A 21,358-nucleotide genomic window follows, 5' to 3' on the forward strand; every position below is an offset into this window, starting at 1 on the left:
CGGCGCGAAGGATCGCTACTGAGCGGCATTGCAGAGCCCATGACAACAACACGTCTTGCCCAAACAGTTGCCACGCGTCGGCCATCATGCTGCCCGCAAGCAGAAGGCGATGGCCGAAGAAGCTATTGCCGCCTGCCAGCATGCGCTCGTCATCTTTCGGGATGGCAAGATGGGCGACCTTGCCGCCGGCTCTGAAAAAAACCTTGCCGAGGCGCAGGCGTTGCTGGCCGAATTGCGGTAGCCCGCGAGAAAACCGACGCAGCCCCTTTCGTTGATCCGCTCACCCCTTATTGTGTAAGGCTATTGGACGCGCTCACGATCCAACCAATGGAACTGTGACAGTCGTCCCATAATTTATCGGATACCGATCGAAGTACGGGAACTCGATAACGAAAGCATACCTGGCCGTGAGATGGGCCATGCGAAAGCCGCCGCTTGGCGCGTCGATTGCTATTGTTACATCGACGTCGCTCAATCCCAAACTCAGCAGTTTCGCTGTGGCTAGGGCTTCTATTTCGGCTTCAGTCAGCGAGTTCTTCATTTGCAGCGCACGTGAGGACGTTTCCAGCGTATACCGAACACTCGACATGGCATTCAGAGCCCAGCCGAATGCGAAAACGCCGATCAAAAGCATTATCAGAAAAGGCGCGATTAGCGCGAACTCCAATGCAGCTCCGCCTGATGCATCACGCGTGAAAGCTCTCCTTTTAGCGGACACGAATCACCTGTTGATGATTGAGCCCGCGCGTGAACTCGCCAAAACTGAAGGGCGCTGACCAGGTGGCTGTCGCCTGTATTACAACGAATACCGAGGGAACTTTCAAAGTGTCGCACAGGATAGACGGATCGGCCACGATGTTCCCGCACATGTATTTCCGGCTCAGTGTCACCTGCGCGTCATCAGGACGGTTTTCCCAGCTCGAAAGAGCGACGGCCTGGGTAGCTGCATCGTTGACTGCTCCTTGCATCACGAGGTTCGCCGCCGTTTTCACGCCTGCACGCATCGACAACGCGCTTGATACAAAAGACCAGCCGTCAATGATGGCAAGAAGTACCAGGCAAAGGATCGGCACAACCAGCGCAAACTCTACCGCAGCAATACCCGAATCGCTCCGGAAGATCCGGACTGATAGCCATTCCACGAACATTACTCGACAAGCTGAACGGTTTGCGTGGCCGGAATGTCTCGCATTCCAAGGCTGGTGCAATCCTGATTGACGTTCGCGTTGCCGGACCACTGCACGGTACTGGCGACGACCTGAGTGCAACCACCTTTGCCCGAGAAATTGCCGAGGTAATTGACATCCTGTGTTGGAAAATACAAAGCGCCGGTCAAAAGCGAATCTGCCGTGCCATTAAACGTGTTCGATCCAGTCAGGTTAGCTTTGTCGCCGTAAAACAGCACCCCCGAATAGGTGCCTGACGTCGGTGCGCTGAGCTTGACGGTGGCCGTGCCGTTCATGCTGACGCCGGAGCTGCCGGCCAGATAGATGATGACTCCCTCGCCTGAAATATTTGCATTCGAGTTCGCTTTGAAATCTCCTCCCTGAATGACGTATACCCCGGGCGAGAGCGTTACATTGCCGCTCAAGCTGAGCCCCCTGCAGTATGTTCCAGGTTGCAACGTCGACTGATTGCTGTTTTGACAGGGGTTCGTGGCCGGTGGCGCCGGCAAGTCGGCAAAAGGATCGGCAGCGGGCAACGCCTGGGTTATCGGGCTGGCGCACACGGTCGTCACGGGGTTGCTCAACGAAACACCGCCTGCCGATATCAGGCAATCGACCTGAAGGCTTGCCGATCCCTGAAGCTTGATGGCGTCCGCGGCTATCGAATTCGACATCACGACGCAGCCGGTCAGTTTGAGGTTCGAACTGCCTGAAAAGAGCGCCGCTTTCGGAGCGGAAGGATTGAGCACCGTAAGGCAGGCCTTTGAAGCATCCGTGATAAGAGCCACCGCCCTTGCCTGTGCGCCAACCGCGTTTTGAGTGAATATCGACGTAAAAAACCGATCGAGGTTCTGGTGAACGATCACCTCAACCGCTTTTTTCCCGACATTTGGACCGGCTGACGGGGGCGTGAAGATCTCGATTGTACCTGCTGACGGTTTCCAGCCGTTCGTGGTCGCTGACGTTGTCGCGGCGGAGACAATCGTTGGCTTGTCGGATCCTGAAACCTTTTCCAAAGCGCCAGCATAGGCTGCCGCATCCGCCACCGCTTGTAGCTTCAGGCCGCTGTAATACCAGTAGGAAGTCTCAACGCCGAGACCCGCGCCGCCGACGACAATCGGCAGAGACAGGGCAAAAATAGTAGCAACGTTGCCACTCCTGCCGGTTCGTCGCATGCGGAAAAAACGCCTGAAGATACGGGCACGCCAGTCCATTCCTCATTTAAGTCGGGATGCATAAAAGAATGACTAAGAATTTCCGTCCATTTCTTGGCTGTGATCCATTCAAACGGCGCTTAGCGGTTCTGCTCCACTCGTTTCGCCGGTTGAATCGGTGCCCTGAGAGGCTTTTCTAAGATCTGAGAACGCGGACGTTGGCCCAACAGGACCGTCGGTAACACTTTGGCTGGGTGCATTGTCTTCACAGGAACCAATCCGATTTTGGGGCCAAGCGCAAGAAAACGCCGCCGGCGGCCGGTTTCGTTGGCAAACCGTTACCGTTCCCTGCTATTCCCGCGTCCTGATGCATGTTGCCCAAGTGCGCAGTCGTTTTGGGATAACGACATGCATAAAAACAAAGACTTAAAGCAGTGGACGCTCCAGCATGACCAATGTCGCCTTGACCGGGCTTGCCGGCGATCTTGCCAAGCGCGCCGCGGAAGGCCGCCCGGTGCGTATCGGCGTCATTGGTTCGGGCGAGATGGGCACCGACCTGGTGACGCAAGGCATGCTGATGCCGGGCATTTCGGTCTGCGCGATCTCGACCCGCCGTCCACATACGGCGCGTGACGCCATCCGCATCGCCTATGGTGACGAGGCGATGGCACGGGAGGCCGATACGCCTTCGAAGGTCAGCCAGGCGATCGAAAGCGGAAAGATCGCCATCACCTCGAACGAAATACTGGTCACCAATCCACTTATCGATGTCGTCATCGATGCCACCGGCAAGCCCGGCGTCGCCGCCGATTTCGACCTGATGGCGATGCAGCACGGCAAGCATCTGGTGATGATGAATGTCGAGGCCGACGTCACCATCGGGTGCTATCTGAAGCAGCAGGCCGACCGGCTCGGCGTCGTCTATTCGGTCGGTGCCGGCGACGAGCCGTCGAGCTGCATGGAGCTGATCGAGTTCGCCTCGGCGCTCGGCTACACCATCGTTTCGGCCGGCAAGGGCAAGAACAACCCTCTCAACCACGACGCCGTTCCCGACGACTACCGCGAGGAAGCGCTGCGCCGCAACATGAACCCGCGCATGCTGGTCGAGTTCGTCGACGGCTCGAAGACCATGGTTGAGATGTGCGCCATCGCCAACGCCACCGGGCTGGTACCCGACATTCCTGGCATGCACGGCCCCAAGGCCGACCGCGACGAGCTGGTCAAGGTGCTGATCCCGCGCGAGCATGGCGGCATCCTGTCGAAGAAGGGCGTCGTCGACTACACCGTCGGCAAGGGTGTGGCGCCCGGCGTCTTCGTCATCGTCGAGGCGACGCATCCGCGCATCATCGAGCGCATGGACGATCTGCATATCGGCCACGGCCCCTATTACAGCTTCTTCAGGCCCTACCATCTGACCTCGCTGGAAGTGCCGCTGACGGCGGCCCGTATCGCGCTTTACGGCAAGCCCGACATGGTGCCGCTGCCACGGCCGGTGGCCGAGGTCTGCGCCGTGGCCAAGCGCGATCTGGCGGCAGGCGAGACGTTCGATGCGATCGGCGAGACCTGCTACCGCTCCTGGACCATGACCGTCGAACAGGCCCGCGCCCATCGCGCCGTGCCGGTCGGCCTGCTCGAAGGCGGCAAGGTGCTGAAACAGGTGCGGAAAGGCGAATTGCTCACCGCCGACAATGCCGCGCCCGACCCCACGACCAGGTTATTCGCCTTGCGCCGGCTGCAGGACGAGATGCTGTATGGGGCGTGAGGCTCTCGACCGGTGAGCCGTCGCAATGGCCTCCGGCCGAGCGCACTGGCGTTGTCATGACGAATTCTCTATATTGTAGTGACGATGAAGGCGGAGGCGATTACATGAATCTTCAGATGATTACATGAATCTTCAGATCAGGGACCCGCGCGCACGCGAACTGGCGCGAGAGCTTGCTGCCAAACGCAAGATTTCGATGACAGAGGCGGTCATCGAGGCGCTTGAATCCGAATTGAGGCGGGAAAGCGGACGCATTCCCCTGGCGGAGCGGCTCGCTGCCATTGCCAAGGACTTCAAGGCCAAGGCAGGCCAGGGCGGTCGGGCTGTCAACAAGGATGAGATCGACGAAATGTGGGGGCATTCCTGATGTTCGTCGACACCTCCGTGGTTGTCGCGATTCTTTCAGGAGAAGAGGATGCCGGCGAGTGGAGCAACCGCATCGAGGCAGCGCCAGCAAGGATAACTTCGGCTCTAGTCGTGCTTGAAGCGGCGATGCGGCTTTCGACGATGCTTGCCGTGCCACCGGTTGTCGCCGGAGATGCGATAGAGGCGTTTCTTCGCGAGGCTGAAATCGAAATTGTGCCGATCGACGCCAGCGATGCCAAGCTCGCGTTCCAGGCATTTTCAGACTACGGAAAGTGGCGCGGACATCCCGCCCAGCTCAACTTAGCCGACTGCCTTTCTTATGCCTGCGCAAAAAGTCATGGCTCCGCATTGCTCTACAAGGGCAACGACTTTTCGCGTACCGATCTCGCGTAATCCGCAATCGGCTATTACTTCCCCAGCTCTATCGACCGCAGCCGCGCCGCTTCCACCGCCTCGGTGAGCAGGCGCGTCAGCCGGTCCTCGCCCATCAAAACGGCAAGCGCGGCAGCCGTCGTGCCGTTGGGGCTGGTCACCTGCTGCCTGAGCACGCCCGGCTCCTCGCCGCTTTCGGCGGCCAGCGATGCGGCGCCGTAGACCGTCTGCATGGCCAAGAGTTTGGCAGTCCCGGTCGGCAGGCCAGCCTTCTCGGCGGCCACGGTCAGCGCTTCGATGAAATGGAAAATATAGGCCGGCCCCGACCCGGAGACTGCCGTCACCGCATCCATCAGGCCCTCGTCGTCGATATCGGCCACTTGCCCGCTTGCCGAAAGCAGGTCGGCGACAAGGCGTTTGGTGTCGTCGGAAACCAGCCTGTTGGAAAACACCACCATCATGCCCTTGCCGATCGCCGCCGGCGTGTTGGGCATGCAGCGCACGATCGGCGCGCGGTCGCCGAGAATACCTTCGAACGTAGCGACCGGTGTCCCGGCGGCGATGCTGAGGAAGGTGGTTCGGCCATCGTTGAAGCGGATGTAGCCAGCCGTCACGTCGCGGATCACCTGAGGCTTCACCGCAATGACGACGAGGGTCGGCACGGCGTCCGCCGGGATCGTGCCAGCATCCGCGGCAGCAGCGCAGCCCAGTGCTTCGGCACGCTTGCGCAACTCGGCATTGGGCTCGACCACGAACACCGCAGCCGGAGCGAGCTTGCCGGCTTTCAGCCAGCCCGAGAGCATGGCGTAGCCCATATTGCCGCAACCGGCGAGAACAAGCCTGATCGTCATCGAAAGCCTCCCATAGAGATGGCTTCCCATAGACGTTCGCGGCAGGGCGGGGAAGCCCCTGTTGGGACTGTGATCAGGCGGAATCCCGGACTGCGATCGGTCGCAACGATACTTGCTCAGGCCAGCAACACCACCATCATCAATGAAGAAATCGCCGAGACAGATGTTCTCCTTGCGGTTGGGATGCGCATGTAGTCGCGCAGCGGCGGGGGCGGCCAATTAACCTTTTATTTCCTATGCCTGTTTAGCATCGGTTAACCAATGGGCGGTCGCTACATCCCAGCCCGAGGGGAAAGCTCCAGGAACCATGGCTTACAGGGATAATCGTGAACACTGCAGGAACGAGCGGTCCTTGCTGTCGCTCGTCGAAGCGGTGCGCGCCGAGGACGAAGCATCGCTGGTTTCGCTAGAGGACCGCGCAGGCCGGTCATGGCGCGAGGCCGCCACACGCCATCGTCTCGCCCGCTCGCGCCGCGAGGCGCGCTCCAGCCCCATCCTCTCGGCGGCCGCCGGCTCAAGCCAGCCCCATCCTGATGAGCCAGAGGGCGGCACCATACTGACGGAAGAGGCTGCAGCTGCCGATGTATTTTTCGACCCCGCTGGCTCCCTTGGCGGCCTCGATGCCGGTTCCGCTGATCGCGCCGCGTACCGGGCAGCACCGCCTCCCGCTCCGTCGGTCGAGGTCGCGCGCACCAAACGTCCAGGCGCGATCGGTGCCGTGTTGTCGGCGCTGCGCAGACTCGTGCCCGGCAGAGCGCCGGAGGAGATGACGTCGGGCGAGAATTCCGCCCCCACAAATTCCAGCGCAGCCATGCCGCCCGCCTTCTATCCACAGCCGCATTATGCCGGACAGGCACCTTATCCGCAGCAACCCGCGCCGCCGCATTCGGCCTATACTGAGGCCTGGTCGACGGAGGCAAATCAGGCTTCGGAAGCCGCCGATCAGCAAAGCCAGATCGAGGAAATCCGCGCCAGCCTGCTCGAATTCCGCGAGGCGGTTCGCGAGCTCACCGAAAACCGCACGCGTCGCCGCTATTTCTGAGCGTCGAATAAAACATGCCGGTTTCGAGTTAACGGCATGAGACGGCGCATTGGCGGGATTGCCCGGCCGGATTTTCGTGAAAATGCCGCGCTGCATGTCCGTCCGGCTGCGCATGGTTCTGGGCAACGACACGCATAAAAGATATCTGGAGCACGCCGCATGGATGCTTTAACGCGGCAGGCTTAGGCGATAGACGTCGAGGGTGGTTCATGGCTGAGTTGATTGACGGAAAAAGTGTCGCCGAAGACGTGGTGCGGCGGGTCAAGGCCCTGACCGCCGAACTGACGGAAACGGGCGGACGGCAGCCCGGTCTCGCAGTGGTCCCCGGTCTTGCAGTGGTCATCGTCGGCAAGGATCCGGCAAGCCAGGTCTATGTCGCCTCCAAATCCCGCACCGCCAAGGAATGCGGCTTCCATTCGGTTCAGCACACGCTGCCGGCCGAAACCTCCGAGCAGGACCTGTTGAAGATCATCGGCCAGCTCAACGCCGATCCGGCCATCAACGGCATCCTGGTGCAGCTTCCGCTTCCCGGCCATATCGATGCCGGCAAGATCATCCAGACCATCGCGCCGGAGAAGGATGTCGACGGCTTCCACTTCATCAATGTCGGCAAGCTCGGCACTGGCGAGCTCGAGACCGCCTTCGTGCCTTGCACGCCGGCCGGCTCGATGCTGCTGATCGAACGTGTGCGCGGCAAGGACCTGTCCGGCCTCAATGCGGTTGTCGTCGGGCGCTCGAACATCGTCGGCAAGCCGATGGCCAATCTTCTGCTCGCCGCCAACTGCACCGTCACCATCGCACACAGCCGCACCAAGGACCTGCCGGCGCTTGCCCGCACCGCCGACATTCTCGTTGCCGCCGTTGGCCGGCCCGAAATGGTCCGGGGCGACTGGGTCAAGCCTGGCGCCACCGTCATCGACGTCGGCATCAACCGCATCGCCGCACCTGAGAAGGGTGAAGGCAAGACCCGCCTCGTCGGCGATGTCGCCTTTGCCGAAGCGGCGAAGGCGGCCGGCGCCATCACGCCGGTGCCTGGCGGCGTCGGACCGATGACCATTGCCATGCTGATGGCCAACACGCTAGCTTCCGCCTATCTCGCAGCCGGGTTGAAACGGCCTTCCTTCTGACCAGAAAGCAGCGTCCTTGCCGAACCTCACTGTTCCCTTAGAACGGCCGGTCACTAATGATCCCGTTCAGGGCGGCCGGCAGTTCGGGTTTCTGCTGGTCGACAAGTTCTCCATGTTCTCGCTGGCCGCGGCAATCGACACGTTCAGGTCGGCGAACCGGCTGGTCGGCCGCGATTTTTACGGCTGGACGACGGTGTCGGCCGACGGCGATGCCGTCATGGCGTCCAACGGCCTGCCGCTCAAGATCGACTACGCCGTTGCCGATTTGCCGCCGGTCGATATCCTTTTCGTCTCGGTCGGGCTGACGACGGAGTTTCCCGGCAAGAGCAAGGTGCTGGCGGCACTGCGCAGTTGGGGCCGGCGCGGCAATGCGCTCGGCGCACTTTCGGTCGGCTCCTACCTGCTTGCCGAGGCAGGCCAGCTCGACGGCTACCGCTGCACCATCCATTGGGAAAACCGCGCCGGTTTCCTCGAACGCTTTCCGGACATCAACTGCACCGGCAACGTCTTCGAGATCGACCGCAAGCGCTACACCTGCGCCGGCGGCACCACCTCGATCGACCTGATGCTGGAGATCGTGCGCGGCGATTTCGGCTCGAGCCTCGCCAACGGTGTCGCCAACCAGTTCCAGCATGAGCGCATCCGCTCGGCCGGAGACCGCCAGCGCGTCGGCCCGGAGCGCGACTTGACCGGTAAGTCGGAAAAGCTGCGCCGCATCGTCGAGCTGATGGCCGACCATCTCGACGAGCCGCTGTCGGCGGTGCAGCTCGCCAAGTCGGCGGGCCTGTCGGTGCGCCAGGTCGAGCGCCTGTTCCTGCGCCATCTGAGCGTGACCCCCGGCCGCTATTACATGCGGCTCAGGCTCGAGCGAGCGCGCGAATTGCTGCGCCAGACCAACATGCCGATCCTGGACGTGGCAATCGCCACCGGCTTCACCTCGCATTCCTATTTTGCCCAGAGCTACCGGCTGCAATTCGGCCGGCCGCCTTCCGAGGAGCGCCGCACGACCTATTGAGGGTTTGGCGCAGTTGGCGATGCAGCTTCGTGCTCCATCCGGGCTTGTGTCGCGACGCGGCGTCAAATAGCTTTCCCGCGCCGGGCGGCGGCGACCGAGGGGGAGATCTTTATGGCGGCATTTGCACGGAGCGTCGCTGCGGCGGCCCTGCTGCTGTGGATGACGGGGCTCGGCTTTGCCGCCGACCGCGTCATCGTCATTCTCGATGCCTCCGGCTCGATGTGGGCGCAGATCGACGGCAAGCCCAAGCTCGAAATCGCCCGTGAATCGCTGCGAGCCGTGCTGCAGTCGGTCCCGGCAGACGAGGAAATCGGCTTCATGGCCTATGGCCATCGCGAGAAGGCCAGTTGCGACGACATCGAACTCATTGTGGCGCCGCAGGCAGGCTCGGCAAGCGCGATTTCAGCCGCGGCCGACAGCTTGAAATTTCAAGGTAAGACGCCGCTGACCGCCGCCGTCAAGCAAGCGGCGGAATCGTTGAAATACAGGGAAGACAAGGCGACGGTCGTTCTCATCACCGATGGCATCGAGACGTGCAACGGCGATCCCTGTGCGCTCGGCAAGGAACTGGAGGCTGCCGGCGTCGACTTCACCGTCGACGTCGTCGGCTTCGGCTTGACGGCTGCCGAAGGCAAGCAGGTCGCTTGCCTCGCCGACAACACCGGCGGCAAATACATCCAGGTGTCCGACGAGAAGGCGTTGCAGGATGCCCTCGTCGAGACCGTTGCGCCGCCGCCACCGGCTCCTGAACCGGCTCCCGCCCCGCAGCCTGCTCCCCAGCCGGCGCCCGCTCAGCCGGCGGAATTCAATTTCGTGCCGACCGTCGTGCTTGCCCAAGGTGGCGACCCCGTCACCGACGGCAATGCCTGGGAAATCTACAAGGCAAATTCCGACGGCACGCGCGGCGATCCCGTCACCACCGAATACGGCCGCTACAAGGGCAATCTGGAGCCGGGCGACTATATCGTCGTCGCGCGCGCCGGCGAGGCCAAGGCCGAACAGAAGATCAGGATCGAGCCGGGCCAGGTCGCCAAACCGCTCTTCACCTTGAATGCCGGCACGCTGGTCATCCACCCCAGGCCAAGCGAAGGGGCGGACGTCGACGACGGCGCGGCTGTCGTGATCGCCTATCCGGGCGTCGACACGCCGCCGACCTATTATGGCGACACGAAAGTCGTGCTGCCGGCCGGCGACGAGAAGGTGACCGTCACGATCGGCCAGGGCGTGGTCACCGAGACGATCCCGCTTGCTGCCGGCAGGGTCATCGACAAGCACATCATCGTCGGCGTCGGGCGTGTGGTCGCCAACGCCTATTATGCTGCCGGTGGCGACAAGGCCGAGGGTTCGGGCGTCGGCTTCAAGGTGCTCCAGGCGAAAAAGCAGGTCGACGGAACCAGGCAGGAGGTGACTTATGCCTACGGTCCCGACAGCAAGTTCGATCTGCCGCCCGACAATTATATAATGATCGCGACGGTTGATCTCGCGGTGGCCGAGCAGCCGTTCAGTGTCAAGATTGGCGAACATCAGGACCTGAAGGTTGCCATGAACGCCGGCGTGCTGGCGATCACCGCGCCAGGCGCCTCGAAGATCGAGGTTTTCGAGGCCAAGAAGGACATCGACGGAACCCGCAAGTCGGTCGGCTACGCCTATGACCAGAAGTATCAGGCCACCCTTTCGGCTGGCGACTACGCGGTGGTTTCGGAGAAATCGGACAACAGCTCGAAGGAAGGCACGGTAACGGTCAGGGCCGGCGCGCGAGCCGAGCTGACGGTTCAATAGAGCATTTTGCAGCCAAGTGGAATCAGTTGGCGTCGTAGAAATGCGGCTAAAACAATAGATAGGGCGGCCACCAGCCGCTCTTTCTCATGCCGAAAACGGTCACGCCGTTCCGAAGGCGCTCGCGCCGTGGTCGGCGCGCCCAACCATCTGCCGGAACCCGGCGAAAAGCTCGCGGCCGAAGCCGAATTCATTGCCTATGAGGTCGCTGTCCGCTGCTCGCCGCAGTGCGAAATCGCCGGCCGGCACCAGCACCTCCAGCGTTCCGGCCTCGGCGTCGAGCTTGATGATATCGCCGTTATGGATCCTGGCGATCGGCCCGTCCTCCGCCGCTTCCGGCGTCACGTGGATCGCCGCCGGCACCTTGCCGGAAGCGCCTGACATGCGCCCGTCGGTGACCAGCGCCACATGCTGGCCGCGGTCCTGTAGGATGCCGAGCACTGTGGTCAGCCTGTGCAATTCCGGCATGCCGTTGGCCTTTGGGCCCTGGAACCGGATGACGGCGATGAAGTCGCCGGTCAGCGACCCCGCCTTGAACGCCTCGTTCAGCCCTTGCTGGCTATCGAAAACCTTGGCCGGCGCTTCGATGATGCGCCGCTCCGGCTTGACCGCCGAGGTCTTGATGACGGCATGGCCGAGATTGCCTGAAAGTACCTTCAGCCCGCCGCTCGGCTGGAACGCCTTCTTGAACGGCGCCAGCACCTTCTCGTCGCCGCTCTCGCGCGGCGAGGCCTCGCGCACGACGCCGCCGTCGGCGCCGAGCTTGGCCTCAACCGCGTAGGGGCGCAGCCCTTCGCCCCACACCGTCTGCACATCCTCGTGCAGGATGCCTGCGTCGAGGAGTTCGCGGATCAGGAAGCCGAGCCCGCCCGCGGCGTGGAAGTGGTTTACGTCGGCAAGGCCGTTCGGATAGACCCTCGCCAGCAGCGGCACTGCTTCCGAGATGTCGGAAATGTCCTGCCAGGTAATGGCGATGCCGGCCGCTGCCGCCATGGCGATCAGGTGGATGGTGTGGTTGGTCGAACCGCCGGTGGCGTGCAGGCCGACGATGCCGTTGACGATCGAGCGCTCGTCGATCATCCGCCCGACCGGCGTGTAGGCGTTGCCGAGCGCGGTGATCGCCAGCGCCCGCTTGGTCGCTTCCCTGGTCAGCGCGTCGCGCAGCGGCGTGCCCGGATTGACGAACGAGGCGCCAGGGGTGTGCAGGCCCATGATCTCCATCAGCATCTGGTTGGAATTGGCGGTGCCGTAGAAAGTGCAGGTTCCCGGCCCGTGATAGGATTTGGATTCTGCTTCGAGCAGTTCGGCGCGCCCCGCTTTGCCTTCTGCATAAAGCTGGCGGATCTTGGCTTTTTCATCGTTGGGCAGGCCGGTCGTCATCGGTCCCGCCGGGATGAACACGGCAGGCAGATGGCCGAAGGTCAGCGCCGCGATCACCAGCCCCGGCACGATCTTATCGCAGACGCCGAGATAGACGGCGGCGTCGAACATGTTGTGCGACAGGCCGATTGCCGCGGCCATGGCGATCACGTCGCGCGAGAACAGTGACAGCTCCATTCCGGGCTGGCCCTGGGTTACGCCGTCGCACATCGCCGGCACGCCGCCGGCCACCTGGGCAATGCCGCCGGCCTCGCGTGCCGCGTCCTTGATCAGCGCCGGAAACGTCTCGAAAGGCTGATGCGCCGACAGCATGTCGTTATAGGAGGTGATGATGCCGAGGTTCGGCACCCGGTCGCCGCCAAGCGCCACCTTTTCGGATGGACTGCAGACGGCAAAGCCATGGGCCAGGTTGCCGCAGGACAGCACGGCCCGGTTGGCGGTGCGGTTCGAGGCTTCGGCGATGCGGCCGAGATAGGCCTCGCGACCGGGCTTGGAGCGCTCGCGGATGCGCTGGGTGATGGCTTCGATGTCGCGTCTTGCGGTCATGGCGATCAGTCCTTTCAGGCGAGGTCCCGCAAACACTTCCGGTTGGATGCCGGGACCTGCAGCCAAGTTCGAAATCAGGGTGCCCAGAAAACCTCTACGGGCCTCTCGGCTGCATCGAGCACAGCACGAATGGGCTTTCGTGTTCCCGATGCCATCGCGCTCTCGAATGCCTCGCGCTTGTCTTCGCTTTCGATGTGCAGTGCGAGAAGATTGGCTTCGACGATCCGTGCCAGCGACAGCGTCAGCCGCGGCTCGCCGGCGCTTGCCGCGTGAACCGGCAGCACGATCCTTTGGGAAGACGGGTCGAGCAATTTTGCTAGTTCGTCGGCATCCGGAAAGAACGAGGCGGTGTGGCCGTCGGTTCCCATGCCGAGCACGACGACGTCGAGCGGCCAAGGCAGCGATTGCAGCGCCTTGCTGTCGGAGACCGCCGCATCCTCGACGCTTGTCGCCTCATGGTAGAGGGGAACGAAATTTGCGGCGGCGGCCGCGTTCTGCAGCAAGTTGGCGGCCACCAGGCCGGCATTGGATCGCGGCGACGACGCCGGCACGAAACGCTCGTCGACCAGTGTCACCTTGACCTTGTCCCAGGCGATCGGAATGTTGGAAAGCGCCGTGAAGAATTTCGCCGGCGTGGTGCCCCCGGAGACGGCGAGAAATGCCGTGCCGCGCGCCGCGATTGCCTTTGACAGGCGGCCGGCGACGTGGCCGGCAAGTGCTGCCGCCAGCTGCTGGCGTTCGGCAAATTCGTGCCACGTATAGGCGGCGGCGTCGCTCAATTGCTCTCGTGCCATGTCCGCCCGTCGCGTTCGATCAGCGCAATGGAGGCCGATGGCCCCCATGTGCCGGCGGTGTAGCTTTGCGCTTCCTGCCTAGCGTTCTCCCAGGCGTTCTGGATCGGGTCGATCCATTTCCACGCCGCCTCGACCTCGTCGCGGCGCATGAACAGCGTCTGGTTGCCACGGATGACATCCATGATCAGCCGCTCATAGGCATCGGGCGCGCGCGCGCCGAAGGATAGCGCGAAGCTCATGTCGAGCGGAATCTGGCGCAGCCGCATGCCGCCCGGCCCGGGATCTTTGATCATGATGAACTGCTTGACGCCTTCGTCGGGCTGCAGCCTGATCACCAGCTGATTGGCGAAGATCGGTCCGGCGCTGTCGCCGAAGATCGAATGCGGGATTGGCCTGAATTCGATGACGATCTCCGAAACGCGGGTCGCCAGCCGCTTGCCGGTCCGGAGGTAGAACGGCACGCCCGCCCAGCGCCAGTTGCCGATCTCGGCCTTGAGCGCAACGAAGGTCTCGGTGTTGCTATTCTTGCCGAGCTCCTCGACATAGCCTTTCACCGGCCCGCCGGCCGAGGCGCCGGCACGGTATTGCCCGCGCACCGTGTGCTTGGGCGCTTCGTTGCCGTTGATGCGCTTCAGCGCCCGCAACACTTTCAGCTTTTCGTCACGGACGGCATCGGCGTCCATCGACGACGGCGCTTCCATGGCGACGAGGCAGAGCAGCTGCAGCATGTGGTTCTGCACCATGTCGCGCAATGCGCCGGCCTTGTCGTAATAAGTGACGCGGTCTTCCAGGCCGACCGTCTCGGCCACGGTGATCTGCACATGATCGACATTGGCGGAGTTCCACAGCGGCTCGTAAAGCGCATTGGCAAAGCGCAGTGCCATCAGGTTCTGCACGGTCTCCTTGCCGAGATAGTGGTCGATGCGGAAAATCTGGCTTTCATGGAAGTCGTCGCCGACCAAATCGTTGAGCGCGCGCGCCGAGGCGAGATCGCGGCCGATCGGCTTTTCCAGCACGATGCGCGAATTCGGCGTGATCAGCCCGTGTTCCTTCAGCTTGTGCGAGATGTCACCGAACAGCGCCGGCGCCACCGCCAGATAGAAAGCGCGGATATGTTCGCTGTTGCCGATTGCCTTCTTCAGCCTGTCGAAGCCAGCACCTGTGGTCGCGTCGGCCGGGACATAAGAGAGCCGTGCGAGGAACGTCTTCAGTTCGGTAGCGTCGATATCGGCAGGCTTCACATGGTCGGCAATCGCTTGCCTGGCGAAAGACTGGAATTCCTCGTCGGTCATCTTCGAGCGCGACGTGCCGATGATGCGCGTCGGTTCGGAAAACTGGTGGTCGCGCTGGCGATAGTACAGCGACGGCAGAAGCTTGCGTTCCGACAGATCGCCGGTGCCGCCGAAAATGATGAAGTCGAAAGGGTCGACGGGGATGATCTGGCTGGTCATGGTCTGTCCGCTCTGACGCCGGGCGCGATAACGCGGCTGATATAATCTAATCGATTTAAGTGTTCCAGTGCCATTCCGTCACATCCGCGTGTGCTCTTGACACCGGCGCCACCCGGAGGCTTGTCGGCAAGCGATGCTTCTGGGAGCCTTCGCAGGTGCAGCATAGAGCGGGATCGAGGCGAAAGCCAAAGGAGAAATCGGCAATGGACCCACATCTTTCGATGGCCATGGCCAAACCTGCCGTCGGTCGTCGTCAATGATAAGTGAGAAAAGCATGCGTCTGGAAAACAAGGTCGCCATCATCACCGGCGCTGCCTCGGGCTTTGGCGAGGGCATGGCCAGGCGCTTTGCCGAGGAGGGCGCGCGAGTAGTCGTCGCCGATCTGAACGCCAAGGGCGCGGAGCGCGTCGCCGGCGAGATCGGCGAAAAGGCGATCTGGACTCAGACCGACGTCTCGCTGCGTTCCGAATTCGATGAGATGGTCCGTGCGGCGATGAGCGCTTTCGGCCGCATCGACATCATGGTCAACAATGCCGGCTACACTCATCGCAATGGTGACATGCTGGAAGTCGACGAGGCGACCTTCGACCTGATCATTTCCGTCAACATGAAGGCGATCTACCACGCCGCGCTGGCCGTGGTGCCAATCATGGAGCGGCAAGGCGGCGGCGTCATCCTGACGACGGCCTCCACGGCCGGTATCAGGCCGCGGCCTGGTCTTACCTGGTACAACGCATCGAAAGGCTGGGCGATCACCGCGGCCAAATCGATGGCGGTCGAGCTCGCGCCGAAGAACATCCGAGTCAACTGTCTCTGCCCGGTTGCCGGCGAGACCGGCATGCTCGAGAAATTCATGGGCGCCGACACACCCGAAATCCGCGAGAAGTTCCGCGCATCGATCCCGCTCGGCCGGCTTTCGACGCCGCTTGACGTGGCCAATGCTGCGCTGTGGCTCGCATCGGACGAGGCGGTTTTCATCACCGGCGTGGCGCTGGAAGTCGACGGCGGGCGCTGCATTTGAACAGTCCGGTCATCCGGCGAAAGCCGGACTGACGGGGAGCGATCCGAGCCGCGATCGCTCTGCCGGCCTTACGCCCCGGTTTTGATGTAGCTCTTGTAGACCCAGCCGCGCTTGCCGTTGTAGACGATCTGGCACCATTGTTTGCAACTCATCACTTGCACCGAGGTCTTGGCAGGCACCGTGAGAATGGCGGCCGCATTCTTCTTCGGGCCGATCCGCATTGTGACTGATCTCAGGATGCGTCCGGTACCGGCAGCGTTCGCCTTCCCGGATTTTGTCTTGGTGCTGCTGTTGTCGTCTTCGCTCGCGGACTGCGCTGCCGGCGGCTTGGGCGTGGGGATGGCGGCGGTCTGCGCGCCGTCGGGCCCGGCGTTTTTCGTCGAGCTGCCGGGAGCCGCCACCTTGGCAAACAAGGCTGCAGCGTCGGGTTTCGCTGCCGGGTCGGCGAATGCCGCCGCCGCAGACGATTTGTCGGCCGCCTGCTCGGTCTGGCTTGCCAACTGGTCGGATGCTGCCGTGGCGGCCGCTGATGTGGTCTTTGGCCCCGTCCAGCGTGGATCGTTAGGAGCCAGCGCCGGTATCTCGGCTTCCGCGGCGGCCACCGCCGAGGAAACCGCGTCGGCTTTGCCCGTCGCCCGCGGCGCCGCAGCAACCTTGGCAGGCGCGATCTTCGTCGTCTTGACCGGAATGGTCGGAACGGTCTGCTCCGGGCTCGCGGCCGCCTGTCGCTCATTTGCCGGCAATGCCAGCCACAGCGCCACCGCGGCAACGCCGAGCAGAGCTGCCGTGCCAAGCGCAGCTATCACCAGATGCGCGTTCGACCGGACCCCCTGCCAGAACGTCGGCCGCATATCATAACCGAATTGCATCGCAAGGCGCCGTCGTTCCGGCGCGCCGAAACTGAAGGGCTCTCTCACTCTTGCCACCTCCATTTGCGGGCCGATGTTCTTACGACCCATGCCGGAGAGCCGGCAATCGATCGGCATCGGTCCCAAACCAAAAGCGGGCAGACCCGCAAAAATTCCCCGTTCAGCTGCCCACGAGCATCTTCTTTCGCCCGCGATTGTGGCATCACTGCGCCCTTGGCGCGAATTCTGCGCTCTGGTTAAGGATTCTGCAACGTCTGGTTAAATCCTGTCCCGCAACGCGTACCAGTTGAGCGCGAGAAAGAGCAGTGGCGCGCGGAAACGCCGACCGCCGGGGAAGGGTGGGATCTTCAAATCCTCCATCAGCTTCAGCCGGTCGCGGTTGCCGGCGACCGTCTCGGCATAAAGCTTGCCGAAAAAGTTCGACAGCATGACGCCGTGGCCGGAATAGCCGCCGATCGAGATCACATTGGGCATCACTTCGCGCACGAACGGTTTTCTCGGCATTGTGATGCCGACATAGCCGCCCCAGCCATGGGTGATCTCGACGTCCTTCAGTGCCGGATAGATCTCGGCGATCTGCCGGCGGATGTGGATGTGGATGTCCTTGGGATCGTTGACCGCGTAGATCTCGCGCCCGCCAAACAGCAGCCGCCCATCCTTCGATTTGCGGAAATAGCGCACGACGAAGCGCGAATCGTCGACCGCCTCGCCACCCGGCAACACTTTGGAATCGGCTCCCAGCGGTACCGTCGCCCCGATGAAGGAACCGATCGGCATGATATGCGCGGCACTCACCGGTTCGAGCGTGCCGCCATAGGCATTGACCCCGATCAGGCATTTGCCGGCGGTGATCGTACCCTTCGGCGTCGTCACCCTCACCTTGCCGCCGTCGGAGGTGACGCCGGTCGACGGCGTCTGCTCGAACAGCTTTGCGCCGGCCTCTGCCGCGACTTTTGCGGTGCCGATCACCAGCTTCAGCGGATGGATGTGGCCAGTGCCTGTGTCGCGGGTGCCGCCGAAATAATGCGTCGAGCCCAGCCGCTCGGCGGTCTCCGCGGCGTCCATGAATGAGATGTGCGGATAGCCGAACCGGTTCGCCATGATCTCGGCATGCGTCTTATAGTCGTCGACATAGCGCTTCTTGTGCGCCACCGACATTTGGCCGGGCATATAGTCGATCTCGATCTGGTTGACGGCAGCGAAGTCGAGGAGATGCGCCTTGGCCTCTTCGGCCAGGTCGAACAGCGCCTTGGCGCGGGAAAAGCCGTATTCCGCCTCAAGTTCCTCTGCCCAGGCCCGTTGTCCGGTGCCAAGCTGGCCGCCATTACGGCCCGATGCGCCGTCACCGAAACGATGCGTTTCGATCAGAACGACATCCGCGCCTGTCTTGGCGAGATGGACCGCAGCCGACAGGCCGGTAAAGCCGCCGCCGACGATCACGACATCGCACGTCCGGTCGCCGTCGAGCGCCGGATATTCTCGTCTTGGCCCGGCCGTGTCCTCGTACCAGGAGCGGCCGGGGGAGATTGGGGATTGGTAGGACATGGGAACGCCAGTGAATGGTGAATAGTGAATGGTGAACGGCTTTGCGAAAGCGCACTGTCTGCGTTCATCCGTCCAATATGAAACTATTCACCATTCACTATTCACCATTCACGCGACAAAGTCGCCACTCACACATTCAGCAGCAAATACTCCCGCTCCCATGGGCTGATCACTTCCATAAAGGTCTCGAATTCCGCTCGCTTGATCGCCGCATAGGTGGCGGCAAACGACTTGCCGAGCAGGGCGCAGAGTTCCTCGTCGGCCTCGAACAGGTCGACGGCTTCGAGCAGGCCGCGCGGCAGGTCGATCTCATCCTCATTGGCGGTCGTCAGTACCGGCGGCTCGGCCTTGATCTTGTTGGTCATGCCGATCAGCCCGCAGGCGAGCGATGCGGCCAGCGCCAGATAGGGATTGGCGTCGGAGGAAGGGATGCGGTTTTCGACGCGCCGCGCTGCCGGGTCGGAGCGCGGCACGCGGAAGGCGGTGGTGCGGTTGTCGTAGCCCCATTTGTTGTTGACCGGCGCCGAGGCCGCCTGCGTCAGCCGCCGGTAGGAATTGACATAGGGCGCGAACATCACCAGCGCGTTCGGCACATGTTTCTGCATGCCGCCGATGAAGTGGAAGAAGGCGTCGGTCTCCGAGCCGTCCTCCGCCGAAAAGATGTTCTTGCCGGTCTTCTTGTCGATGATCGATTGATGGATATGCATGGCAGAACCGGGCTGCCCCTGGATCGGCTTGGCCATGAAGGTGGCGTAGATTTCGTGCTTCAGCGCCGCCTCGCGAATTGTGCGCTTGAACATGAACACCTGGTCGGCGAGCTCGATCGGATCGCCATGGCGCAGATTGATTTCGAGCTGGCCGGCGCCTTCCTCGTGGATCAGCGTGTCTATCTCCAGGCCCTGGCTTTCGGAGAAATGGTAGATGTCGTCGATCAGTTCGTCGAATTCGTTGACGCCGGCGATCGAATAGCCGGCGCCGCCGCCGATCGGCCGCCCGGAGCGTCCGACAGGCGGGGTCAGCGGGTAGTCCGGATCGGGATTCTTGCGCACCAGGTAAAACTCGATCTCGGGCGCCACCACCGGTCTCAGTCCGCGTCTGTCATAGGCGGCAAGCACACGCTTCAGCACGTTGCGCGGTGTGAATTCGACCGAGCGGCCGTCCTGGTGGACGAGGTCGCAGATGACCGCCGCCGTCGGGTCCTCCTCCCACGGCACCACCGTCAGCGTCGAGAGATCAGGCATCAGCTTGAGGTCGCCGTCGTCCTCCGGATAGTGAAAGCCGTTGCCGTCCTCCGGGTAGCCGCCGGAAATCGTTGTCATGAACACCGCCGAAGGCAGCGCCAGCGAGGTGTTGGAGGTGAATTTCTTCGACGGCATCATCTTGCCGCGCGCAACCCCGGCCTGGTCGGGTGTGATGCATTCGATGTCTTCGATGCCGCGCCATTCCAGCCAGGCGCTGACTTCCTTCCAGTTCTTGACGCCGCGTTGGTTTTTCACGAAGGCAGGCGTGCGGGCGCGTCCTCCGCGGCTCGACGGACGGACTTCCTTTTTTGCAGGCGGCATCAATCACCAGATTTGTTGCAGATTGTGGAGTATAGCCGTTGCCGGCCACGAAAGGGAAGGGCAGCCGGCTGGCGTCCCGCCTCGATACCCGGGGAACAGAACGGCTTCCGGATAAAAACATCCTGGTCTAGGGTCGGCCTCCCGCAACGCCGCAATTGAACACACCGAATGCAACACAACCGCAAACTGACGACGATCGGCTTCGATGCCGATGACACGCTGTGGCAGAACGAACAGTTCTTCCGCATGACCGAGAAGCGCTTTGCCGTGCTGCTCGCCGACCGCGCCCAGGAGGACCGGATTTCGGCAAGATTGCTGGAGGCCGAGAAGCGCAACCTTGCGGTCTACGGCTTCGGCATCAAGGGATTTACGCTGTCGATGATCGAGACGGCGATCGAGGTCACCGAAGGCCAGGTGCCGGCCTCAACCATCGCCGAAATTCTCGCCGCGGGCCGCGAGATGCTCAGCCATCCGATCGAGCCGCTTCCCCATGCGCGCGAAACCGTGGAAAAGCTGGCCGGCGCCTACCGCCTGGTGCTGATCACCACGGGCGACCTGTTCGACCAGGAACGCAAGCTCGCGCAATCCGGACTGGGCGAGCTGTTTCATGCGGTCGAAATCGTCAGCGACAAGAGCGCTGCCACCTATAGCCGCATCTTCAGCCGCCACGGCGATGGCCCGGAAAAGAGCATGATGGTCGGCAACTCGCTCAAATCGGACGTCGTGCCGGCCATCGAAGCGGGCAGTTGGGGCATCCACGTGCCGCATGAGCTGACCTGGGTGCTGGAACATGTCGAGCCGCCGGTCACGGCACCACGCTTTCGCCAGATAGCCAATCTCGGTGAACTGCCAGGCCTGATCGAGCGTATCGGCGAGATTGATTGATCAGGTCTGCAGTCGACGCGTCGCGGTAAGAGGTCAGTTGCGGCCGAGCCCGACCAGCCGGTCGATCACCGGCTGCAGCCGTTCGGTGGTGATCGGCTTGACGACCACCGCATCGATGACGCTCGACAGGCCCAGGGTCTCCGGAGTGCCGGTCTTGACTGAAAGCAGGATTACCGACGGAAGCGATTTGCCTGACGCCCTCCGCAGTGCATCGATGCCCGTCAGCAAGGCGTCGCAGTCCCCGTTCTCCGCTCCGCCGTCGAGAACGACAGTGCCGGGAACCAGTGCGTGCAAGGCCTTTGCCGCGGTTTCGGGAGTTTCCGAGATCGGTTTGAGGCCGGACCGCTCCACGATCTTCGAAACCACGACCCGGTTGATCGGTGATTTTCCGACTACCAGCACCCGCGAGAAATCCGGGCGCATCCCGGTCTCCACGTCCCGGCTACCGAAAGCCAGCTGTTTTGCAGTGTCGATATCGCGATTCGCTGGGCACATGGAGGGCAGGCCGTTGTTCAATGTTTCAATGCAGGGTTGAAACTTGACGGGTAATTGGCGTGAGATCGCTGCTCATGTCAAGCTGAAATGGCACATGAGGAGAATATCGCAAGAAACACTAAAATTAAAATTAAGTGCTGTTCTCTGCCGCCGCTGGAAAGGCAAAGTCGACCCCACAA

General features: G+C 62.3%; 21 protein-coding genes. 10 read left to right on the forward strand and 11 right to left on the reverse strand.

All coding sequences use genetic code 11. The features are described 5' to 3' along the window. Positions 1 to 55: 55 nt before the first annotated feature. A complete protein-coding gene (locus NKJ08_RS09495; RefSeq protein WP_352526294.1) occupies positions 56 to 241 on the forward strand; it encodes a hypothetical protein in 186 nt (61 codons plus the stop codon). 72 nt (positions 242 to 313) lie between these two features. Here NKJ08_RS09495 and NKJ08_RS09500 read toward each other — a convergent pair whose 3' ends face one another. From NKJ08_RS09500 to NKJ08_RS09510, 3 genes are read right to left on the reverse strand one after another with little or no spacing between them, the layout of a single operon-like run. Further along, positions 314 to 667: a TadE/TadG family type IV pilus assembly protein gene (locus NKJ08_RS09500; protein WP_352526296.1), complete on the reverse strand. Its 354-nt coding sequence runs from the start codon at positions 665 to 667 to the stop codon at positions 314 to 316. A gap of 40 nt (positions 668 to 707) precedes the next feature. Beyond that, complete coding sequence (locus tag NKJ08_RS09505) at positions 708 to 1,142, reverse strand: TadE/TadG family type IV pilus assembly protein (protein ID WP_352526298.1); 435 nt, start codon at positions 1,140 to 1,142, stop codon at positions 708 to 710. Positions 1,143 to 1,147: 5 nt separating this feature from the next. Continuing rightward, positions 1,148 to 2,380: a pilus assembly protein TadG-related protein gene (locus NKJ08_RS09510; RefSeq protein WP_352526300.1), complete on the reverse strand. Its 1,233-nt coding sequence runs from the start codon at positions 2,378 to 2,380 to the stop codon at positions 1,148 to 1,150. A gap of 388 nt (positions 2,381 to 2,768) precedes the next feature. On the opposite strand from NKJ08_RS09510, the gene NKJ08_RS09515 reads away from it, so the two are divergent. The 3 genes from NKJ08_RS09515 (at position 2,769) to NKJ08_RS09525 (ending at position 4,841) form a co-directional block, all read left to right on the forward strand. Beyond that, complete coding sequence (locus tag NKJ08_RS09515; protein ID WP_352526302.1) at positions 2,769 to 4,082, forward strand: NAD(P)H-dependent oxidoreductase; 1,314 nt, start codon at positions 2,769 to 2,771, stop codon at positions 4,080 to 4,082. Positions 4,083 to 4,206: 124 nt separating this feature from the next. Continuing rightward, the gene (locus tag NKJ08_RS09520) at positions 4,207 to 4,449 is read left to right on the forward strand and encodes a type II toxin-antitoxin system VapB family antitoxin (RefSeq protein WP_352526304.1); all 243 of its coding nucleotides are present in this window, start codon (positions 4,207 to 4,209) and stop codon (positions 4,447 to 4,449) included. Next, on the forward strand, positions 4,449 to 4,841 hold the full coding sequence (locus NKJ08_RS09525; protein WP_352526305.1) for a type II toxin-antitoxin system VapC family toxin: 393 nt from the start codon (positions 4,449 to 4,451) through the stop codon (positions 4,839 to 4,841). The genes NKJ08_RS09520 and NKJ08_RS09525 overlap by 1 nt, the downstream gene beginning before the upstream one ends. A gap of 14 nt (positions 4,842 to 4,855) precedes the next feature. Here the strand turns inward: NKJ08_RS09525 and proC are convergent, their stop codons facing one another. Beyond that, positions 4,856 to 5,671, reverse strand: a complete 816-nt coding sequence (gene proC / locus NKJ08_RS09530) for a pyrroline-5-carboxylate reductase (RefSeq protein WP_352526307.1) — start codon at positions 5,669 to 5,671, stop codon at positions 4,856 to 4,858. A gap of 307 nt (positions 5,672 to 5,978) precedes the next feature. On the opposite strand from proC, the gene NKJ08_RS09535 reads away from it, so the two are divergent. The 4 genes from NKJ08_RS09535 to NKJ08_RS09550 all read left to right on the forward strand — a co-directional run bounded on the left by NKJ08_RS09535 (position 5,979) and on the right by NKJ08_RS09550 (position 10,634). Further along, on the forward strand, positions 5,979 to 6,713 hold the full coding sequence (locus NKJ08_RS09535; protein WP_352781679.1) for a hypothetical protein: 735 nt from the start codon (positions 5,979 to 5,981) through the stop codon (positions 6,711 to 6,713). 209 nt (positions 6,714 to 6,922) lie between these two features. Then, entirely contained in the window at positions 6,923 to 7,840 is a 918-nt protein-coding gene (locus tag NKJ08_RS09540) for a bifunctional methylenetetrahydrofolate dehydrogenase/methenyltetrahydrofolate cyclohydrolase (RefSeq protein ID WP_352526309.1), read from the forward strand. A gap of 16 nt (positions 7,841 to 7,856) precedes the next feature. Then, positions 7,857 to 8,855, forward strand: coding sequence for a GlxA family transcriptional regulator (locus tag NKJ08_RS09545; RefSeq protein WP_352526310.1), 999 nt, complete (start codon positions 7,857 to 7,859; stop codon positions 8,853 to 8,855). 111 nt (positions 8,856 to 8,966) lie between these two features. Continuing rightward, on the forward strand, positions 8,967 to 10,634 hold the full coding sequence (locus tag NKJ08_RS09550; RefSeq protein WP_352526312.1) for a vWA domain-containing protein: 1,668 nt from the start codon (positions 8,967 to 8,969) through the stop codon (positions 10,632 to 10,634). A gap of 99 nt (positions 10,635 to 10,733) precedes the next feature. Here NKJ08_RS09550 and edd read toward each other — a convergent pair whose 3' ends face one another. The 3 genes from edd to zwf form a co-directional block, all read right to left on the reverse strand. After that, a complete protein-coding gene (edd, locus tag NKJ08_RS09555; protein ID WP_352526313.1) occupies positions 10,734 to 12,557 on the reverse strand; it encodes a phosphogluconate dehydratase in 1,824 nt (607 codons plus the stop codon). Between the two features lie 74 nt (positions 12,558 to 12,631). After that, positions 12,632 to 13,351 (reverse strand): 6-phosphogluconolactonase, encoded by a 720-nt coding sequence (pgl, locus tag NKJ08_RS09560; RefSeq protein ID WP_352526314.1) that lies wholly within the window; start codon positions 13,349 to 13,351, stop codon positions 12,632 to 12,634. Next, a complete protein-coding gene (gene zwf, locus NKJ08_RS09565) occupies positions 13,333 to 14,802 on the reverse strand; it encodes a glucose-6-phosphate dehydrogenase (RefSeq protein ID WP_352526315.1) in 1,470 nt (489 codons plus the stop codon). Before zwf ends, pgl begins: the two co-directional genes overlap by 19 nt. Positions 14,803 to 15,076: 274 nt before the next feature. On the opposite strand from zwf, the gene NKJ08_RS09570 reads away from it, so the two are divergent. Further along, positions 15,077 to 15,823, forward strand: coding sequence for an SDR family oxidoreductase (locus NKJ08_RS09570; protein WP_352526316.1), 747 nt, complete (start codon positions 15,077 to 15,079; stop codon positions 15,821 to 15,823). Positions 15,824 to 15,891: 68 nt separating this feature from the next. Here NKJ08_RS09570 and NKJ08_RS09575 read toward each other — a convergent pair whose 3' ends face one another. The 3 genes from NKJ08_RS09575 to NKJ08_RS09585 all read right to left on the reverse strand — a co-directional run bounded on the left by NKJ08_RS09575 (position 15,892) and on the right by NKJ08_RS09585 (position 19,799). Then, entirely contained in the window at positions 15,892 to 16,584 is a 693-nt protein-coding gene (locus NKJ08_RS09575; protein ID WP_352781680.1) for an SH3 domain-containing protein, read from the reverse strand. Between the two features lie 366 nt (positions 16,585 to 16,950). Then, a complete protein-coding gene (locus NKJ08_RS09580) occupies positions 16,951 to 18,237 on the reverse strand; it encodes an NAD(P)/FAD-dependent oxidoreductase (protein ID WP_352526319.1) in 1,287 nt (428 codons plus the stop codon). Positions 18,238 to 18,365: 128 nt separating this feature from the next. Further along, the gene (locus tag NKJ08_RS09585) at positions 18,366 to 19,799 is read right to left on the reverse strand and encodes a glutamine synthetase family protein (protein WP_352526320.1); all 1,434 of its coding nucleotides are present in this window, start codon (positions 19,797 to 19,799) and stop codon (positions 18,366 to 18,368) included. A gap of 168 nt (positions 19,800 to 19,967) precedes the next feature. Between NKJ08_RS09585 and NKJ08_RS09590 the strand changes: the two genes are divergently transcribed. Beyond that, entirely contained in the window at positions 19,968 to 20,684 is a 717-nt protein-coding gene (locus NKJ08_RS09590; RefSeq protein ID WP_352781681.1) for an HAD family hydrolase, read from the forward strand. Between the two features lie 33 nt (positions 20,685 to 20,717). Here NKJ08_RS09590 and NKJ08_RS09595 read toward each other — a convergent pair whose 3' ends face one another. Further along, positions 20,718 to 21,107: an ANTAR domain-containing protein gene (locus tag NKJ08_RS09595; RefSeq protein ID WP_352526324.1), complete on the reverse strand. Its 390-nt coding sequence runs from the start codon at positions 21,105 to 21,107 to the stop codon at positions 20,718 to 20,720. Positions 21,108 to 21,358 lie beyond the last annotated feature (251 nt).

It is taken from the genome of Mesorhizobium sp. M0244 (assembly GCF_040321795.1).
Classification (GTDB): Bacteria; Pseudomonadota; Alphaproteobacteria; order Rhizobiales; family Rhizobiaceae; genus Mesorhizobium.

Excerpts from the sequence above, each read along its gene's own strand:
- NKJ08_RS09510 (WP_352526300.1), bottom strand. The coding sequence starts at position 2,380 with ATGGACTGGCGTGCCCGTATCTTCAGGCGTTTTTTCCGCATGCGACGA.
- NKJ08_RS09515 (WP_352526302.1), top strand. The coding sequence starts at position 2,769 with ATGACCAATGTCGCCTTGACCGGGCTTGCCGGCGATCTTGCCAAGCGC.
- NKJ08_RS09520 (WP_352526304.1), top strand. The coding sequence starts at position 4,207 with ATGAATCTTCAGATCAGGGACCCGCGCGCACGCGAACTGGCGCGAGAG.
- NKJ08_RS09525 (WP_352526305.1), top strand. The coding sequence starts at position 4,449 with ATGTTCGTCGACACCTCCGTGGTTGTCGCGATTCTTTCAGGAGAAGAG.
- proC (WP_352526307.1), bottom strand. The coding sequence starts at position 5,671 with ATGACGATCAGGCTTGTTCTCGCCGGTTGCGGCAATATGGGCTACGCC.
- NKJ08_RS09535 (WP_352781679.1), top strand. The coding sequence starts at position 5,979 with ATGGCTTACAGGGATAATCGTGAACACTGCAGGAACGAGCGGTCCTTG.
- NKJ08_RS09540 (WP_352526309.1), top strand. The coding sequence starts at position 6,923 with ATGGCTGAGTTGATTGACGGAAAAAGTGTCGCCGAAGACGTGGTGCGG.
- NKJ08_RS09550 (WP_352526312.1), top strand. The coding sequence starts at position 8,967 with ATGGCGGCATTTGCACGGAGCGTCGCTGCGGCGGCCCTGCTGCTGTGG.
- edd (WP_352526313.1), bottom strand. The coding sequence starts at position 12,557 with ATGACCGCAAGACGCGACATCGAAGCCATCACCCAGCGCATCCGCGAG.
- pgl (WP_352526314.1), bottom strand. The coding sequence starts at position 13,351 with ATGGCACGAGAGCAATTGAGCGACGCCGCCGCCTATACGTGGCACGAA.
- zwf (WP_352526315.1), bottom strand. The coding sequence starts at position 14,802 with ATGACCAGCCAGATCATCCCCGTCGACCCTTTCGACTTCATCATTTTC.
- NKJ08_RS09570 (WP_352526316.1), top strand. The coding sequence starts at position 15,077 with ATGCGTCTGGAAAACAAGGTCGCCATCATCACCGGCGCTGCCTCGGGC.
- NKJ08_RS09580 (WP_352526319.1), bottom strand. The coding sequence starts at position 18,237 with ATGTCCTACCAATCCCCAATCTCCCCCGGCCGCTCCTGGTACGAGGAC.
- NKJ08_RS09585 (WP_352526320.1), bottom strand. The coding sequence starts at position 19,799 with ATGCCGCCTGCAAAAAAGGAAGTCCGTCCGTCGAGCCGCGGAGGACGC.
- NKJ08_RS09590 (WP_352781681.1), top strand. The coding sequence starts at position 19,968 with ATGCAACACAACCGCAAACTGACGACGATCGGCTTCGATGCCGATGAC.
- NKJ08_RS09595 (WP_352526324.1), bottom strand. The coding sequence starts at position 21,107 with ATGCGCCCGGATTTCTCGCGGGTGCTGGTAGTCGGAAAATCACCGATC.